The sequence below is a fragment of the Burkholderia aenigmatica genome (assembly GCF_048627025.1).
GTDB lineage: Bacteria > Pseudomonadota > Gammaproteobacteria > Burkholderiales > Burkholderiaceae > Burkholderia > Burkholderia aenigmatica.
In genome coordinates, this window is sequence record NZ_CP184469.1 from 1,624,657 (window position 1) to 1,640,850 (window position 16,194).

The 16,194-nt window shown below is 68.2% G+C and carries 14 protein-coding genes; 3 read left to right on the forward strand and 11 right to left on the reverse strand.

The genetic code is table 11. The features are described 5' to 3' along the window. Positions 1-39: 39 nt before the first annotated feature. The 7 genes from ACN8ZM_RS24285 to ACN8ZM_RS24315 all read right to left on the reverse strand — a co-directional run bounded on the left by ACN8ZM_RS24285 (position 40) and on the right by ACN8ZM_RS24315 (position 9,324). Positions 40-594, reverse strand: coding sequence for a carboxymuconolactone decarboxylase family protein (locus ACN8ZM_RS24285; RefSeq protein WP_420212606.1), 555 nt, complete (start codon positions 592-594; stop codon positions 40-42). Between the two features lie 32 nt (positions 595-626). After that, a complete protein-coding gene (locus ACN8ZM_RS24290) occupies positions 627-1,961 on the reverse strand; it encodes an aspartate aminotransferase family protein (RefSeq protein WP_420212607.1) in 1,335 nt (444 codons plus the stop codon). A gap of 15 nt (positions 1,962-1,976) precedes the next feature. Further along, the gene (locus tag ACN8ZM_RS24295) at positions 1,977-3,026 is read right to left on the reverse strand and encodes a C45 family autoproteolytic acyltransferase/hydolase (RefSeq protein WP_420212608.1); all 1,050 of its coding nucleotides are present in this window, start codon (positions 3,024-3,026) and stop codon (positions 1,977-1,979) included. A 20-nt stretch (positions 3,027-3,046) separates the two neighbouring features. Then, the gene (glnQ, locus tag ACN8ZM_RS24300; RefSeq protein WP_205822459.1) at positions 3,047-3,775 is read right to left on the reverse strand and encodes a glutamine ABC transporter ATP-binding protein GlnQ; all 729 of its coding nucleotides are present in this window, start codon (positions 3,773-3,775) and stop codon (positions 3,047-3,049) included. Beyond that, positions 3,772-4,428, reverse strand: a complete 657-nt coding sequence (gene glnP, locus ACN8ZM_RS24305; protein ID WP_011355557.1) for a glutamine ABC transporter permease GlnP — start codon at positions 4,426-4,428, stop codon at positions 3,772-3,774. The genes glnQ and glnP overlap by 4 nt, the downstream gene beginning before the upstream one ends. 66 nt (positions 4,429-4,494) lie before the next feature. Beyond that, positions 4,495-5,247 (reverse strand): glutamine ABC transporter substrate-binding protein GlnH, encoded by a 753-nt coding sequence (gene glnH, locus ACN8ZM_RS24310; protein ID WP_043183237.1) that lies wholly within the window; start codon positions 5,245-5,247, stop codon positions 4,495-4,497. A 537-nt stretch (positions 5,248-5,784) separates the two neighbouring features. Continuing rightward, positions 5,785-9,324: an ATP-binding cassette domain-containing protein gene (locus tag ACN8ZM_RS24315; RefSeq protein WP_043183236.1), complete on the reverse strand. Its 3,540-nt coding sequence runs from the start codon at positions 9,322-9,324 to the stop codon at positions 5,785-5,787. A 119-nt stretch (positions 9,325-9,443) separates the two neighbouring features. Here ACN8ZM_RS24315 and ACN8ZM_RS24320 point away from each other — a divergent pair, with 119 nt between their 5' ends. After that, positions 9,444-10,412: a LysR family transcriptional regulator gene (locus ACN8ZM_RS24320; RefSeq protein ID WP_089453247.1), complete on the forward strand. Its 969-nt coding sequence runs from the start codon at positions 9,444-9,446 to the stop codon at positions 10,410-10,412. A 27-nt stretch (positions 10,413-10,439) separates the two neighbouring features. Here the strand turns inward: ACN8ZM_RS24320 and ACN8ZM_RS24325 are convergent, their stop codons facing one another. Further along, positions 10,440-10,811, reverse strand: a complete 372-nt coding sequence (locus ACN8ZM_RS24325) for an MAPEG family protein (RefSeq protein ID WP_043179313.1) — start codon at positions 10,809-10,811, stop codon at positions 10,440-10,442. Positions 10,812-11,112: 301 nt separating this feature from the next. Between ACN8ZM_RS24325 and alr the strand changes: the two genes are divergently transcribed. Next, a complete protein-coding gene (alr, locus tag ACN8ZM_RS24330) occupies positions 11,113-12,234 on the forward strand; it encodes an alanine racemase (RefSeq protein ID WP_420212609.1) in 1,122 nt (373 codons plus the stop codon). 148 nt (positions 12,235-12,382) lie between these two features. Here the strand turns inward: alr and ACN8ZM_RS24335 are convergent, their stop codons facing one another. Then, a complete protein-coding gene (locus tag ACN8ZM_RS24335; protein WP_122949759.1) occupies positions 12,383-13,177 on the reverse strand; it encodes an enoyl-CoA hydratase in 795 nt (264 codons plus the stop codon). A 120-nt stretch (positions 13,178-13,297) separates the two neighbouring features. Beyond that, positions 13,298-14,707: an MFS transporter gene (locus tag ACN8ZM_RS24340; RefSeq protein ID WP_420212610.1), complete on the reverse strand. Its 1,410-nt coding sequence runs from the start codon at positions 14,705-14,707 to the stop codon at positions 13,298-13,300. A gap of 133 nt (positions 14,708-14,840) precedes the next feature. On the opposite strand from ACN8ZM_RS24340, the gene ACN8ZM_RS24345 reads away from it, so the two are divergent. Beyond that, positions 14,841-15,722: a LysR family transcriptional regulator gene (locus tag ACN8ZM_RS24345; RefSeq protein ID WP_420212667.1), complete on the forward strand. Its 882-nt coding sequence runs from the start codon at positions 14,841-14,843 to the stop codon at positions 15,720-15,722. 12 nt (positions 15,723-15,734) lie between these two features. Here the strand turns inward: ACN8ZM_RS24345 and ACN8ZM_RS24350 are convergent, their stop codons facing one another. Further along, entirely contained in the window at positions 15,735-16,169 is a 435-nt protein-coding gene (locus tag ACN8ZM_RS24350) for a DUF3592 domain-containing protein (protein ID WP_301766696.1), read from the reverse strand. Positions 16,170-16,194: the final 25 nt, after the last annotated feature.

Here is a 16,194-nt window from a genome sequence, read left to right on the forward strand (position 1 = left end):
GTATCGCCGCCCTGCTCCGGCACTGTCGAAACGCGGCGGTTACTCCGGAAACGGCAATTCGGTCTGCCCTTCCGCGCGCATGCCGAACGTGTTCAGCGTCATCGCGACGAGCGCGTAGTAGCCGAGCAATGCCACGAGATTCACGACGGTTTCGTGGCCGAAGCGTGCTTCCGCCCGCGCGAACGTCGCGTCGGTCACGCGCCGCGTGTCGTACAGCTCGCTCGCGAACGCATGGATCAGCGCATCGTCGTCCGACTCGAAGGCGGGTGCGACGCCGCGCCGGATCGCGTCGGCCGTCGCGGCCGGCACGCCTGCGTCGACGGCGATCGGATGGTGGATGTGCCACTCGGCCTGCGAGCGCCAGCGCGCGGCCGTCACGAGAATCGCGAGTTCCGACAGGCGCAGCGGCAGGCCCGTGCGATAGCGGCAGAACGCGCCGAGCTTCTGCGCGTGCTGAGCGAGCTCGGGGCTCGCGATCCAGCCGAGAAACGGCCCGTTCAGGTTGCCGCGCGGGCCGCTGAGAATGTCGGCCAGCACGGCCTTCTGCTCATCGGTGGCCGATGCGGGATCGAACAGAGGCAATCTGTTGGTCATGGCGAGGTCCGGAGAAGGTTCGACGAATGCGCTCACGCGCCGGCCGACGCGAGCGCCGCACCGATCGCGCCCGACAGCCGCTCGACGATCGTATCGATCTGCTGCGCGGTGCAAATGAAAGGCGGCGCGACCAGGATGTGATCGCCGTGCACGCCGTCGATCGTCCCGCCCATCGGATACACCATCAGGCCACGCTGCATCGCTTCGCGCTTGACCGCCGCGTGCAGCTTCAGCGCCGGATCGAACGTCGCCTTGCTGTCGCGATCGCGCACGAGCTCGACGCCGACGAACAGCCCGCGGCCGCGCACGTCGCCGATATGCGGATGCGCGCCGTAGTGCTCGCGCAACGACGCACGCAGTTGCTCACCGCGCGCCTTCACGTTGTCGAGCAGCTTCTCCTCGGCGATCACGCGCTGTACTTCGAGCGCGGCCGCGCAGGCGGTTGCATGGCCGAGGTACGTGTGGCCGTGCTGGAAAAAGCCCGAGCCGTCGACGATCGTCCGGTAGATGCGGTCGCTGACGAGCGTCGCGCCGATCGGCTGGTAGCCCGCGCCGAGCCCTTTCGCGATCGTCAGCAGATCGGGCGCGACGCCGTCTTCATCGCATGCGTACAGATAGCCCGTGCGCCCCATCCCCGACATGATTTCGTCGAGGATCAACAGCACGCCGTACTTGTCGCACACCGCACGAATCTTCTTCAGGTACGTGCGCACCGGCGGCACCGCACCGGCCGTTGCGCCCACCACCGTCTCCGCGACGAACGCCGCGACGTTGTCCGCACCGAGTTCGACGATCTTCTGCTCGAGCTCGTCCGCGAGACGCTGCGCATACGCTTCGTCGGTCTCGCCCGCCTGCTGATCGCGGTACGCATAGCACGGGCTCACGTGGTGCGCTTCGATCAGCAGCGGCAGGAACGGCTCGCGCCGCCACGCATTGCCGCCGATCGCGAGCGCGCCGAGCGTGTTGCCGTGATAGCTCTGGCGCCGCGCGATGAAATGACGGCGCTGCGGCTCGCCCTTCTCGACGAAATACTGGCGCGCGAGCTTCAGCGCGGCCTCGACCGCCTCGGACCCGCCCGACACGAAATACACGTGTTCGAGGCCGGCCGGCGCGGCGTCGACGAGCCGGTCGGCCAGCTCCTCGGCCACGTCGGTCGTGAAGAACGACGTATGCGCGTACGCCAGTTGCTGCGCCTGCCGCTTGATCGCGTCGATCACGCGCTGGTTGCTGTGACCGAGACACGAAACGGCCGCGCCGCCGCAGGCGTCGATATAGCGTTTGCCGGTCGAGTCGATGATCTCGATGCCGTCGCCGGCGACGGCAACGGGCAAGGTGGCGCGCGGTGCGCGATGGAAAACGGTCGTCATGCGTTGCCTCATGGATCAGGATGCGTCGTGCGCGCGTCCGGACGGCACGATGCGCGTCGCGAAACACTGCGCGCCCTGTTGGTGAATGGTGAAATCGATCGATGCCGCGCCGATCGCGAACACGGCCGTGGCCAGCGTGTTCTCGTCGTCGGGGTCGGCCGGATCGTCGCGATAGATCGGCAGCCCTTCCGGTGCGCGATCGCCGAGCACGCGCAGCAGCGCGGCTTCATCGATTGCGTCGATGGCGGGCGTCAGCGCATCGACGCGGCGCTGGCGGTCGGCCGACGATTGCGTGACGATCTGCGCTTCCGCGTCGCAGCCGGGATGCACGAGATGGTTCGCATGCCCCGCGAGCCGCGCGACGTCGATCACCGAACAGCGCGCGACGCTCGCCTCGATGCTCAGCAGCCGCGCATCGCCGGTCGCGCCCAGCGTGTGATGAAAGCCGCTTGCACGCGCATGACCGCGCAGCACGTCGGCCGCCGCGTCGAGCGACGTCGCGTCGAGCACGGCGCGCGCGAGGATCATGCGCGGCACGCCCGCTGCCGGCGTGCGGATCCGCAGGTTGTTGATCGCCTGCGCGATGCCCGCGCGGTTCGCGGCAAAGGTATGGCCCGGCAGCGAACCGGGGTAATAGAAGCTGATGAAGCCCGGCTTGCCTGCCGGTTGCACGTCGACGAGCAGGCAGCGCTCGCGCAGGTACGGATCGCCGTCCTCGTTGTGCGCGATCCAGCGCGTGCCATTCGCGTCACGCGCGGCAAGCGTCGTGCAGCCGTCCGGCGCGTTGTGGATCAGCTCGCCGCGACAGTTCCACAGAAAGATGTCCTCGGCCGGCCAGCCGACGCCCGCCGCGATCCCGTCCAGTTCCGCGACGAGATCGGGATACGCGGCCAGCGCGGCCTGCCGCAGCGCAGCGACGAACGGATGGCCGCGCCAGCGGCGCACGGCCTGCCACGCGCTGCTCTGCTGCATGTAGGCATCGAACACGGGACGGGCGAGCTCGCCGAGGCGCACGCCGATGTCGAACGGCGCGCCGGCGATGACGGAGGAAAGGGAAAGCGGCATGTCGGAGGGTTCGGTTTCGTTCAGGACACGTGTTTCAGGAAATCCTTCAGGCGCGGGGTCGGCGGCCGGTCGATCAGGTCGACCGGATGGCCGTCCTCGGCAATCCCGCCCTGATCCATGAACAGCAGGCGCGTGCCGACCCGTTTCGCAAAGCCGATCTCGTGCGTGACGACGATCATCGTCATCCCTTCGGTCGCGAGATCCTGCATCACTTTCAGCACTTCGTGGCGCAATTCCGGATCGAGCGCCGAAGTCGGCTCGTCGAACAGCATCAGCCGCGGCCGGATCGCGAGCGCGCGTGCAATCGCGACGCGCTGCTGCTGGCCGCCCGACAGCTCCGACGGGTAATGATTCGCGCGCGATTCGAGGCCGACCTTGTCGAGCAGCGCCATCGCCTGGTCGCGTGCGTCGGCACGCGAAGCGCCGCGCACCTGGATCGGCCCGAACATCACGTTCTCGAGCGCGGTCATCTGCGGAAACAGGTTGAACTGCTGGAACACCATGCCGGCTTCGAGCCGGATGTTGCGGATCGTCGTCGCGTTGCCGCGCACGCTCTGGCCGTCGACCAGCAGCTCGCCGCCGGTGATTTTCTCGAGCGCATTGATACAGCGCAGCATCGTCGACTTGCCCGAGCCGGACGGGCCGATCACGACGACCACCTCGCCCGCGTCGATCTTCAGGTCGATATGCTTCAGCACCGGCACGTGGCCGAAGCTCTTCGACACGTTCTGGAATTCGATCATGCTCATAAGATGCGCATCCTCTTCTCGACGAGCCGCAGCGTCAACGTCATGGCGCCGGTCAGCAACAGGTAGATGACGGCCACGGCCGTCCAGATCTCGACCGCCTGGAAATTGCCCGCGATGATTTCCTGCCCCTTGCGCGTCAGCTCGCCGACGCCGATCACGATGAACAGCGACGTGTCCTTCAGGCTCACGATGCACTGGTTGCCGAGCGGCGGAATCAGCCGCCGGAACGCGAGCGGCCCGACCACCTTCAGCAGCACGCGCGGCATCGACAAGCCCATCGCGAGCCCCGCTTCCGTCAGCCCCTTCGGGATCGACAGCAGCGCGCCGCGCACCACTTCCGCGAGATACGCGCCGGAATTCACCGTGATCGCGATGATCGCGGCCGTCAGGCCGTCGATGCGGATATGCGCGAGCAGCGGCAGCGCGAAATACAGGAACATCACCTGCACGACAATCGGCGTGCCGCGGATCAATTCAATATAAACCTGTGCGAGCACGTTCATCGCCTTCGGTCCGTATGCGCGGAACATGCCCGCGATCATCCCGACGATGAAACCGCCCACCAGCCCGAAAAATGCGATGAACACCGTCAACCGGACCCCGTCCATCAGGTCCGGCAACGCCGCCCAGATCGCCGACCAATCGAAATTCACTTGTCGCTCCCCGTTCGATTCAAGACCGGCGCGGCCACCCGGCCGCGCACTGCTGCGGCGTCACGCTCACATCTTCGGCGGTTCGGCACCGAACCACTTCTTGTAGATCTGCGCGTAGCGGCCATCGGCCCGGATCTTCACGAGCGATGCGTTGACCTTCGGCACGAGCGGGCTGCCCTTCGGGAAGCCGATCCCGTACTTGTCGCCGCTGACCGGCTGGCCCGCGACCTTCACCTTGCCCTTGCCTTCGTTGTTCACGAAGAACAGCACGTTCGGCGTATCGTGCATCGCCGCGTCGACCCGGCCGGCTTCAAGCGCGAGGTACGCCTGGTCGATGTTCGGGAACTGGCGGATCTCCTTCGGCTTCAGGTGCGCCTTGATCCAGTCGATCGTCGCGGTGCCGGTTTTCGCGGCGATCACCTTGCCGTTCAGGTCGTCGATCGACTTGATCGTCGTGTTGCCGGTCTGCACCATCGCCGCGAGGCCGCTGTCGTAGTACGGCGCGGAGAAGTCGATCGCCTTCTTGCGCTCCTCCTTGATCGTCATCCCCGACAGCGCGACGTCGATGTTCTGCGTCTGCAGCGCCGGAATCAGGCCCGCGAAATCCATCGGCTGGATCGTGTATTTCCAGCCCTGGTCCTTCGCGATCTCCGCCCACAGGTCGAGATCGAAGCCGACGTACTTGTCGCCCTGCTTGAACTCGAACGGCATGAACGACGTGTCGGTCCCGACGACGAGCGTCTTGGTGTCCGCGTGCGCGAGGCTTGCGCCGAGCGCGGCAACCACCGCGACGGCTTTCAGGAAGGAACGGCGACTCATGGTTTCTCTCCGCATGATTGAGCGATGTGACCGGCCAGCCGGCCGGCGGAACGACGACATCAAGCCGCACCGCAACATGCGATGTCGAATTAGACCTTAGTGCAACAAGTGTTGTCAATGGCGATACTACGACAACAAAAAAGTCCGCAACGGGTAAATGCATCGAGACAAACCCGGGGCGCGTGGGACGGATAAATCGGAGGAAAGGGAATGCGGCCCGGGGCAACGTGCCCGGGCCGCATCGTGCTGCGGCGGCCGATGGCGGCGCTTGAGGAGTGGTTGGCGGTGACTGTGGGCTGGTCGGGCGGGGTTGCCGTCCAGGACATCACGCCCGAGAGGATGATGACTGCGCGACTGCACGGCGCGGATCGCCGCCGTTCACGCGTTTGTCAGCATGAATCGTCGGCGATTCGACGCGGCGTCGCGCCGTGCCGGGGCGGCTACCCTCCGCGATGCCGGCACCCACCGACGCGGTTCAACGCATGTTGCGAAATGCGCGCGGCCCCGCCAGCCGGCCGCGCGCCGATACTGCGTCGCTTACGCCGCCACCCCGCTCGCCTGATGCGACACGAGCCGCGCATACGCGCCCTGCCGTGCCATCAGGTCCGCATGCCGGCCGGCCTCGATCACGCTGCCGTGCGCCATCACGAGGATCAGGTCGGCATTGCGCACGGTCGACAGCCGGTGCGCGATGATGATCGACGTGCGTTGCGTCATCAGGTCTTCCAGCGCCGCGCGGATCTGCTGCTCGCTGATCGTGTCCAGATGGGACGTCGCTTCGTCGAGGATCAACACGGGCGCATCCTTCAGGAACGCGCGCGCAATCGCGACACGCTGACGCTGGCCGCCCGACAACTGCACGCCACGTTCGCCGACGCGCGTCGCGAGCCCGTCCGGCAGCCGCGCGACGAAGTCGCCGAGCGCCGCATGGTCGATCGCGCGCTGCACGTCCGCGTCGGACGCGTCGTTCGCGGCGAGCCGGATATTAGCTTCGAGCGTGTCGTTGAACAGGTAGGTATCCTGCGCAACCAGCGCGATGTGCTGCCGCAAGTCGTCGAGCCGCAAGTCGCGCAGATCGACGCCACCGAGCGTCACGCGGCCCTGCTGCGGATCCCAGAAGCGCAGCAGCAGGCTCGCGACCGTCGACTTGCCGGCGCCCGACGCACCGACCAGCGCGACCGTGCTGCCCGGCGGCACCTCGAAGCTCACGCGGTCGATCGCGGGCACGCTGCGGCCCGGGTATGTGAAGGACGTGGCTTCGAAACGCACCGCCGGATTGGCCGGCATCGCCTCCGCGCCGTCCGTCACCGGCACGGGCTCCTTCTCCAGCGCACGCAGGCGGCGCGTCGACGCGATCGTGTCGGCAAGTTGGCGCGCGACCTGGCCGATCTCGGCCACCGGCATGAAGGCGGCCACCGCAATCAGCACCAGCAGCGGCAACGACTCGCGCGGAAACCAGCCGCGCGCGCACAGCAGCGCACCAAGCGCCGCGACGGCCAACCCGCCGAGCCCGCTCGCGACTTCCAGTGCGGCACTCTGCGTCGACAGGTCGTCGAGCAGCTTCGCGCGCTGCTTCCGGTACGCATCGACTTCGGCCACGAACGCTGCGCGACGGCGCGCGACGGCCTGGAACGCGGTCAGCTCCGCGAGCCCCTGGATCGTTTCGGTCAGGTGCGCGCCGAGCTGGCCGAGCGCTTCGCGCGCGCCGGTGCCGAGCCGGTCGACGTCGCGCCGCGCCAGCACCGGCGCGAGCCCGGCCCACAACAGGAACGGCAGCAGCACGAGCGCGAGCGGCCACGCGACCGACGCGAGCAGCACCAGCACGGCGGCCGGCACCAGCACCGCGACGAACGCGGGCGCCAGCGTGTGCGCATAGAAATATTCGACGGTCTCGACATCCTGCGTCGCGAGCGACACGAGATCGCCGGAGCGGCGGCGCAGCAGCCCGGCCGGCGCGAGACGTTCGAGCGTCGCGAACAGCGCGATGCGCATTTCCGCGAGCAGCCGGTACGCCATGTCGTGCGCGAGCCACGATTCGAGCCAGTGCAGCACGGCCGCCACCGGCGCGATCACGAGCAGCGCAGTGACGAGCGTCGGGTTCACGTGGCCGCCCGGTACCGCGCCAACCACCAGCGCGCCGATCACGCCGACGCCGATGAACGCGAGCACACGCCCGATCCCGAACAGCACCGTCAGCACGACCTTGCCCGTCCACGGACGCACGAAGCGCAGCAGCGTCTGCAGGGTTTCCGGCCAGCCGATCTCCGCCGCATCGTCGTTCAGCGGCCGCACCTGCGGGCCCGACGACGCGCGCGCGGTCGCGCCGGCCGTCGTTGCCGTGCCGACCGATTCGACGGCCGCTTCCAGTTGCGGCCCCATCAACCGGCGATACGGGCCGTCACGTGCAATAAGCGCCGCGTGCGTGCCCTCGTCGACCACCTGCCCCTGGTCGAGCACCAGGATGCGGTCGGCGCCGATCACGCTGGACAGCCGGTGCGCGAGCACGAGCGTGGTCCGCCCGCGCGTGAGCCGGTCGAGCGCCTGCTGGATCAGCGCTTCGTTTTCCGCGTCGACCGACGACAGCGCCTCGTCGAGCAGCAGGATCGGCGCATCGCGCAGCAGCGCGCGGGCAATCGCGAGGCGCTGGCGCTGGCCGCCCGACAGCATGAGCCCGCGTTCGCCGATGCGCGTCGCGTAGCCGTCGGGCAACGCCGAGATGAAATCGTGTGCGTTGGCCGCGCGCGCGGCGGCGATCATGTCCGCGTCGCTCGCGTCGGGGCGGCCGAGCCGCAGGTTGTCGGCCACGCTGCCGTCGAACAGCGTCGCATCCTGCGCGACGACCGCGATCATCTCGCGTACCTGGCCGGCATCGAGCGTGCGCACGTCGTGGCCGCCAATGCGGATCGCGCCGCCCTGCGCATCGTGCTGGCGCAGCAGCAGGCGCACGATGGTCGACTTGCCCGCGCCGCTCGGCCCGACGATCGCCACCGTCTCGCCTTCGCGAACCGAGAAGCTCAGCGCCGCATGCGCGTCCGCGCGGCGCCCCGGATACGCGAAGCTGACGGCGTCGAACGCGATCTCCGGCCGCAGGCCCGTCACACGCGGCGCGTCGTTGGCCGGTGCATGACTATCCGCTTCGAGCAGCGCGTGAATCGCATTCGCCGCCGACTGGCCGATCATCCCCTGGTGCAGCACGGAACGCAGGTCGCGCAGCGGCCGGAAGATTTCGCTGCCGGCCATCAGTACGATCAGCAGCGCCTCGAGGCTCATGTCGCCGTGCCGCACGCGCCACGCGCCGACCGCGATCGCGGCGGCCGCGCCGAGGCCGGTGCCGAGATCGGTGAAGAGCCGTGTCAGCAGGCCGAGCGCGAGCACCCAGAACGTACTGTCGGACAGCGCGCGCGCCTTCGCCGCCAGCTTCGCGCCGAACGCCGTGCTTTGCCCGAACGCCTTCAGCGTCGGCAGGCCTTGCACCGCGTCGAGAAACTCCTCGCCGAATGCCTTGAAGGCGGCCGAGCGTGCGAGCGCCGCGCGCTTGTCGGCGCGATGCACGAGTTGCGGCAGCGCGAGCGTGACGAGCGCCGCGACCAGCAGGATCGCGGCCGTCGGCACGTCCCACCACGCGAGTACCGCGAAGATCATCACCGGCGCGCAGGCGGCGATCACGAGTTGCGGCAGATAAGTGCCGAAAAAGGTCTGCAGCTGCTCGACGCCGTCGACGACGGCCAGCATCACGCCGCCCGTGCGTTCACCGCTGAACCAGGCGGGGCCGAGCGCGGCGATCCGGTCGAACAGCCGCGCGCGCAGCGTGGCCTGCACGCGCCCGGCCGTGTGCTGCGCGAGCACCGTGCGGCGATGGTCGAGCCATGCGCGCAGCAGCACGCAGGCCGCCGTTGCAACGACGGCTTCGCCGATGCTGCGCGCCGGCGCGCCAGAAAAGACCAGCGCCAGCACGCGACCGAGAAACACGAAGCGCAGGATCCCGACACCCATCGCGAGCAGCCCGAGCGCGACGGCCGCGGCGACCCGCCAGCGCAGTCCCGCCATCATTGCCCATAGTCGTCGGTCGAAATACATGAAGCCCTCCGGTAGTGTCCGATGATGTTTTTTCTTGACCGGATCGAGGCTACCCGCGCCACCCGTGCGCGGCAAAAGATGATTTTTCAACGGGTGTTGAGTCAACTACAATACCCCGCATGTCGCACCTCCCTCCCCTCAGCGCATTGCGGGCTTTCGAGGCGGCCGTCCGCCTCGGCGGGTTTGCGCGCGCGGCCGTCGAGCTGAACGTGTCGACGAGCGCGGTCAGCCACCAGATCCGCGCGCTCGAGGAATCGCTCGGCGCACGGCTGCTCGAACGCAGTACGGGGCTCGGCGGCATCAGTCTCACGCCGGCCGGCGCGCGCCTGCTGCCGGCCGTCAGCGACGCGCTGTCGCGCCTGACCGACGCCTGCGCCGAGATTCGCGGCACCGCGCAACGGCTGACGGTATCCGCCAACGCGTCGTTTTCGTCGATGTGGCTTGCGCGCCGCCTCGCGGAATTCTCGTCGAGCCATCCGGAAACGCCGCTGCACGCCGTCGCGCTCGACGACGAACCCGATTTCGCGCGCCACGGCGTCGATCTGGCGATCGTGAACGTGCCGGCGCACCGCCTGAAAACCGACGACGACGTGCTGCTGCAGGAAACCGTGTTCCCGGTCTGCAGCCCCGAGCTGCATCCGTTCGCGTCGGGGAACGTGTGCCGTTGCCGGCTGCTGCAGGAGATGAACGAATACACGCCCGAGATCGACTGGCGCAACTGGTCGGCGGAATTCGGCCTGCCGGGCGACTTCGAAACGAAGATCGTCCGCTACAGCAGTTTCAGCCAGGTGATCGGCGCGGCCGTCGGCGGGGCGGGCATCGCGCTCGGCCGCACGCCGCTGATCGAACCGGAGCTGCGGAGCGGGCGTCTCGTGCCGCTGCGGCCGGGCCTCGAGCGCGCCGCGTCGTGGCGCTTCGTGCTGCGCCGCAATCCATCGACACGGCACCGGCTGCTCGATCCGCTGATCGCCTTCCTGCACCGCGAAGCCGCAGAAGAAGCGGATGCCGCGCCGTTCGCCGGCACGATCGTTGCGCCCGCATCGAATGACCGTCTCGTGCGCGGCACGGGTGGCGCGACCGGCAAGTAACGCGCCGGCCGCGCCTGCACACGCGGCTTACGGCGCAGCGAAGAACAACGCGACCACGCACGCCATCCCGCCAAACCACACGAGCGAACGCAGCGATGCCCAGTTCAGCAGGTACATCAGCGTATAGACGATCCGGATCGCGACGAACGCCATCGCAAGCTGGTCGACGCGATGCACGTTCGCGCCGTTGTGCCACGCCACCACCAGCGCGGCCGTGAACAGCGCGAGCGCTTCCCATGCGTTCTGGTGCGCGGCCTGCGCGCGAGCGCGCCAGCCTTCGAGTTTCGCCAGATAGTCGCGCGGCACGCGGTTGTCGTAGCCCTTGCGGGCCTTCGCGAGAAACGTCATCGGGAACGGCAACAGCGCCACGATGAACAGGCACAGCTGGGACGTCGTCATCAACAGTCTCCTCCTTTATGATTACATTGATCAATGACAAGATCGCCGAGAGCTTAGCATCGCGCCGTGCTGTTCGCGCACCGGTTTTCTAGACGGGAGACTCGGCTGCAAGGCCCGCCGACCGCCGCGGACAGCCCGGTCAGACACCAAAATTTCCACCAAATCATCGACAAAAACGTTAATTAAAACTGGTCGAACACCAATAAGATAGCGCTCAACACTGGCTCGGTGCGTTGTCGCACCAGCCTGCCGAACCCGCGCCGCCGCGCGCGCCAAACGACATCCGATCCGAGACATCGCCATGCCCCGTCCCATCGTCGCCCATATCCGCCCTGACGCCGTCCGCCACAACCTCGACTTCATCCGCCGCACCGCCGCGCAATCGCGCGTGTGGGGCGTGGTCAAGGCCAATGCCTACGGCCACGGCATCGAGCGGATCTACCCGGGCCTCGCGGCTGCCGACGGCATCGCGCTGCTCGATCTCGACGAAGCCGTGCGCGTGCGCGAGCTCGGCTGGAACAAGCCCGTGCTGCTGCTCGAAGGAATCTTCGAGCCGGCCGACGTCGAGCTGGCCGACCGTCACCGCCTGACGGTGGCCGTGCACTGCGACGAGCAGCTCGACCTGCTGATCGCGGCCAAGCCGCAGCAGCCGATCGACATCCAGCTCAAGATGAACTCCGGGATGAACCGGCTCGGCTACCGCCCCGCCGCTTTCCGTGCCGCATGGGAGCGTGCAGCCAGCGCGCCGTCGATCGGCAAGATCACGCTGATGATGCATTTCGCGAACGCCGACGAAGGCGAAGTCGACTGGCAGCTCGACCAGTTCGATGCGGCGACGGCGGGGATTCCGGGCGAGCGCTCGGCGTCGAACTCGGCCGCCGTGCTGTGGCATCCGCGCGCGCACCGCGACTGGGTGCGGCCCGGCACGATCCTGTACGGTGCGTCGCCGACGGGTGCATCGCGAGATATCGCCGGCACGCCGCTGATGGCCGCGATGACGCTGACGAGCAAGATCATCGGCGTGCAGACGCTGTCGCCGGAAGAAACCGTCGGCTACGGCCGCCGCTTCACGGCCGACCGGCCGATGCGGATCGGCGTCGTCGCGTGCGGCTACGCGGACGGCTATCCGCGCCACGCACCGACCGGCACGCCGATCGCGGTGGACGGCGTGCTGACGCGCGTCGTCGGCCGCGTGTCGATGGACATGCTGACCGTCGACCTGACGCCGTGCCCGAACGCGGGCATCGGGTCGAGTGTCGAGCTGTGGGGCGACCAGGTGAAGGTGGATGACGTGGCGGAAGCCAGCGGCACGATCGGCTACGAGCTGATGTGCGCACTCGCGCGCCGCGTGCCGGTCGTGATCGTGCCGCCGGGTGCGTCGAGCGAACAGCCGACGCTGCGCACCGGAAGCTACGGGCGCTGACCGGCGTCGAGGCGGCGGCGCGCGCTCGCGTCGCTTGCGTACCGCTGGATTGGCGGGCCGCCTCGGGCGGCCCGTTTGCTTTGCGGCGGGCGGGAAAGGCGTGGATGACGGCCCTGCCGCGCCGTTCAACGCCCCCTTCGACAACGCACTACGAACGCCACGTGGGCTTCCGTTTCTCGAGAAACGCGTCGATCCCTTCGCCCGCATCCTCTTCCATCATGTTGCGCGCCATCACGTCGCCCGCATACGCATAGGCTTCGTCGAGCGACAACTCGCGCTGGCGATAGAACATCTGCTTGCCAACCCGCACCGCGGCCGGGCTCTTCGCGACGATCTCGGCGACCTTGCGTGCGACGGCCGCGTCGAGCGCGTCCTCGGGCACCGCCTCGTTGACGAGCCCCCACGCGGCAGCCGTCGCCGCGTCGACGAAGCGCCCGGTCACGAGCATGTCGAACGCGCGCTTCGCCGTGACGTTGCGGCTCAAGGCAACGGCCGGCGTCGAACAGAACAGCCCGACGTTGATGCCCGATACCGCGAAGCGCGCGGTATCGGCCGCGATCGCCAGGTCGCACGCGGCGACGAGCTGGCAGCCGGCCGCCGTCGCAATGCCGTGCACGCGCGCGATCACCGGCACCGGCAACGCGCGCATCGCGAGCATCACGCGGCTGCACTGCGCGAACAGCGTGCGGTAATAGTCGAGCTCGGGCTTGCTGCGCATCTGCCGCAGGTCGTGGCCCGCGCAGAACGCCTTGCCTTCGGCGGCCAGCACGACGCAGCGCACGTGCGGATCGGCCGCCAGCGTGTCGAACGCATCGTGCAGGCTGGCGAGCATCGCCTCGGACAATGCGTTGAACTGCTGCGGACGGTTCAACCGCAGCGTGACGACGCCGTCGTGCGCGTCGCGCAGCAGGATCGGCTCGGCAGTCTCTTGATCGGATTCCATGATGTTCCGCTCGTTGGGGTTCGGCACGATTCGATGCGGCGCAAACGCGCGGCGTTGATGCACGCACGTTCACGGCACCGTGGTGATCAAATGGTCCTCCACATTCCGAGTGGCGTCCAGTCACGTGCCACTCGCCCTGCCGGCCGTCCGCGCGGCAAAGGCGGCGATCGCATAGGCGACACAACCGACCGCGGCGATCGCCCACAGCGCCTCGGTCAGATCCGGCAACAGTATCGTCGCGGCGCCTGCGATGGCCACGCCGAGCAGGCTGCCAGCCTGTCTCGCCGCATTGAGAAATCCTGACGCGACGCCCGCCGCGTCCGCGGGCACCTGTTCGAGCACGGTCGCGATCATTGGCGCCACCGACAGCGCGGTTCCGGTGCCGAATGCGGCCATGACCGCCCAGACCACCGGCCACGGCGCGCGCAGCGTGAGCGCGATCGCAATCGCAGGGATCGCCAGCGCCGCCACCCCAAGGCCGTTCGCCATCAACCGGACCGGGCGGACGCGGCCATGCAGCTTTCCCGACAACAGGTTGCCCAGCGACAAACTCAGCGCGAACGGCAACAGCGTCAGCCCCGTCTGCCGCGCACTCATGCCGAAGCGTCCGTGCAGATACAGGCTCAGTACGAACAGCAAGCCGAAGTAGCCGACATAGACGAGACTGCCCATCAGGTTCATCGCGACGAAGACGGGATTGCGAAACCACGCCAACGGCACCATCGGATTGCGCGCACGCCGCTCGACGATGATCAGCACGACCGATGCGAGCCCGGCGACCAGCAACGCGCCCCAGACGTCCGCAGCGCCAGCGCCGCGCGTCGGCAATTCGATCACGGCAAAACACAGTGCGCCGAGCGCCGTCGCACCGACACCCTGGCCGGCCCAATCGAAGTGGCGCACATGCTGCGCGACCGATGCCCGAACGAGTGCCGCCGCGCCGGCAAAAGCGACCGCACCGGTCGGTACGTTGATCAGGAATGCGCTGCGCCAGCCGAAATCGTCGACGAGGATGCCGCCCAGCACCGGCCCCACGGCGACGGCCACCGACGCGATGCCCGCCCAGACCGCAATCGCCCGCGCACGCTCGGCGGGCACGTCGAAGGTGCTGCGCACGACCGCGAGCGACGCGGGCAGGAAGAGCGCGGCGCCGATGCCCTGCGCGAAGCGCGCGGCCACGAGGATGGCCACGGACCCCGCGACGCCGCACGCCGCCGATGCGCCGACGAACAGCGCCAGCCCCGCGAGATACACGCGCTTCGCGCCGAACCGGTCGGACAGCGCGCCGCCCGCGAGAATCAGCGCGGCGAAGCTGAGCGTATACGCGTCGACGATCCACGCGAGTTCCGCAACCGTCGCGCCGAGGCTCGTCCGCATCGCGGGCAGCGCCACGTTGACGATCGTCGAATCGAGGACCGCCATGAACATGCCGATCGCGACAAGCGCCAGCGTGAAACGCTGCTCGCGCGTCGTGGGGCGATACGCGGCCGTCATCGGCACGGGGACGGATACAGGATTGCAATCGGACATGAAACCTCCAGACGGATGCCGGGAGTCTAGAAACGGAACGCGATGCAGAAAAGTGGTAATTTCGCATTTACCTGATGCAGATTTGCATCACCCTCCCCGCACACCGCCCCGCCCGATGACACAGTCGACCCGCATGAACTGGGACAACGCCCGCTTCTTCCTGGCCCTGGCGCGCACCGGCACGCTGCGCAGCGCCGCGGCGCAACTGAACGTCGACCAGGCGACGGTGGGACGCCGGATCGCCGCGCTGGAAGATGAACTCTCCGCCCGCCTGTTTCTTCGAACGCCGACCCTTTATGTGCTGACGACCGCGGGCGAAGCCCTGCTCGAACCGGCCGAAATGATGGAACGGGCGTCACTCACGATCGAACGCCGCGTGATGGGGCTCGACGAGCAGTTGGCCGGGTCCGTGCGCATCGCCACGACCGACTCGCTCGGCAAGCGCTTCGTGGTGCCCGCGATCGCCCGCCTGCGGCGCAGGCATGCAGGCATCGACGTCGTGTGCGTGACATCGGCCGAGATCGCCAACCTCACACGCCGGGATGCGGACCTCGCGATTCGCACGTTGCGGCCGGATTCGCCGGATCTGATCGTCAGGCGGCTCGGGCATCTCGAAACGGGCATCTATGCTTCGCGCCGCTATCTGGCCGAGCGAGGCGAACCGGTCGCGGGCAGCGCGTTCGATGGACACGATCTGGTGATGTACCAGCAGCCGGTGGTGCCGACGATGTGGGACGCGCTGTGCGGCGAACCGACTTCGCGCGGCCGCGTGATGTTCCAGACCTCGTCGACGATGATGCTGGTCGAGGCTGCGATAGCGGGGCTCGGCATTGCAGAGCTGCCGTGCTTCCGCGCCGACGCGGAGCCCGAACTGGTGCGTCTCATGGCGCGGCGATGCAATCATTTCGACGTGTGGCTCGTCGCCCATGCCGATCTCTACAAGACCGCCCGCGTGCAGGCCGTGATCGAAGCCGTCGTCGAGGAATTCGCGACGGCCGGGCCCTCTGCCCGGTAGCGCGCCCGTGTGTCAACGCGCGGCCGGCTTGCGCCCGCTGCGCCACGCGCGCACGCCCGACCGCAGTTCGCCGACGCCGAGCAGGAAAAAGACGACGCCCATCCCGCCGATCATCAGGGCGTCGCCCCAGATCGCGCCAAACGTATTCATCCTTGCGCTCATGCGCGGTCCGGCAGGCAGGTAGCGCACCTCGACCGCCTCGCCGAGATGGACGTCGACCGCGCCGCCTTGCGGGTATTCGACACGTTCGCCCGCGCGCGTCGTGAATACGATGTCCGGATGATGCGGCCCGTAGGTCAGCCGGACCACACGCCCCGGCACGATGATCGACTCACGCATGAAATCGCGGGTCGACTGGCAATCGAAGACCGCAAAGGCCAGCAGCACCGTGCCGGTCAGCACGGCGAGGCCGCCCTTGAATACCTGCATGCCGGATGTCTGCGTCATGTTCGAAGCGCGTGGCCGTCGACGA

What these genes read in the sequence shown, in the direction of transcription:
- ACN8ZM_RS24340 (WP_420212610.1), bottom strand. Translation starts at nt 14,707, where the DNA reads ATGTCCGATTGCAATCCTGTATCCGTCCCCGTGCCGATGACGGCCGCG.
- ACN8ZM_RS24345 (WP_420212667.1), top strand. Translation starts at nt 14,841, where the DNA reads ATGAACTGGGACAACGCCCGCTTCTTCCTGGCCCTGGCGCGCACCGGC.
- glnQ (WP_205822459.1), bottom strand. Translation starts at nt 3,775, where the DNA reads ATGAGCATGATCGAATTCCAGAACGTGTCGAAGAGCTTCGGCCACGTG.
- alr (WP_420212609.1), top strand. Translation starts at nt 11,113, where the DNA reads ATGCCCCGTCCCATCGTCGCCCATATCCGCCCTGACGCCGTCCGCCAC.
- ACN8ZM_RS24350 (WP_301766696.1), bottom strand. Translation starts at nt 16,169, where the DNA reads ATGACGCAGACATCCGGCATGCAGGTATTCAAGGGCGGCCTCGCCGTG.
- ACN8ZM_RS24295 (WP_420212608.1), bottom strand. Translation starts at nt 3,026, where the DNA reads ATGCCGCTTTCCCTTTCCTCCGTCATCGCCGGCGCGCCGTTCGACATC.
- ACN8ZM_RS24335 (WP_122949759.1), bottom strand. Translation starts at nt 13,177, where the DNA reads ATGGAATCCGATCAAGAGACTGCCGAGCCGATCCTGCTGCGCGACGCG.
- ACN8ZM_RS24290 (WP_420212607.1), bottom strand. Translation starts at nt 1,961, where the DNA reads ATGACGACCGTTTTCCATCGCGCACCGCGCGCCACCTTGCCCGTTGCC.
- ACN8ZM_RS24285 (WP_420212606.1), bottom strand. Translation starts at nt 594, where the DNA reads ATGACCAACAGATTGCCTCTGTTCGATCCCGCATCGGCCACCGATGAG.
- glnH (WP_043183237.1), bottom strand. Translation starts at nt 5,247, where the DNA reads ATGAGTCGCCGTTCCTTCCTGAAAGCCGTCGCGGTGGTTGCCGCGCTC.
- ACN8ZM_RS24320 (WP_089453247.1), top strand. Translation starts at nt 9,444, where the DNA reads ATGTCGCACCTCCCTCCCCTCAGCGCATTGCGGGCTTTCGAGGCGGCC.
- ACN8ZM_RS24325 (WP_043179313.1), bottom strand. Translation starts at nt 10,811, where the DNA reads ATGACGACGTCCCAGCTGTGCCTGTTCATCGTGGCGCTGTTGCCGTTC.
- ACN8ZM_RS24315 (WP_043183236.1), bottom strand. Translation starts at nt 9,324, where the DNA reads ATGTATTTCGACCGACGACTATGGGCAATGATGGCGGGACTGCGCTGG.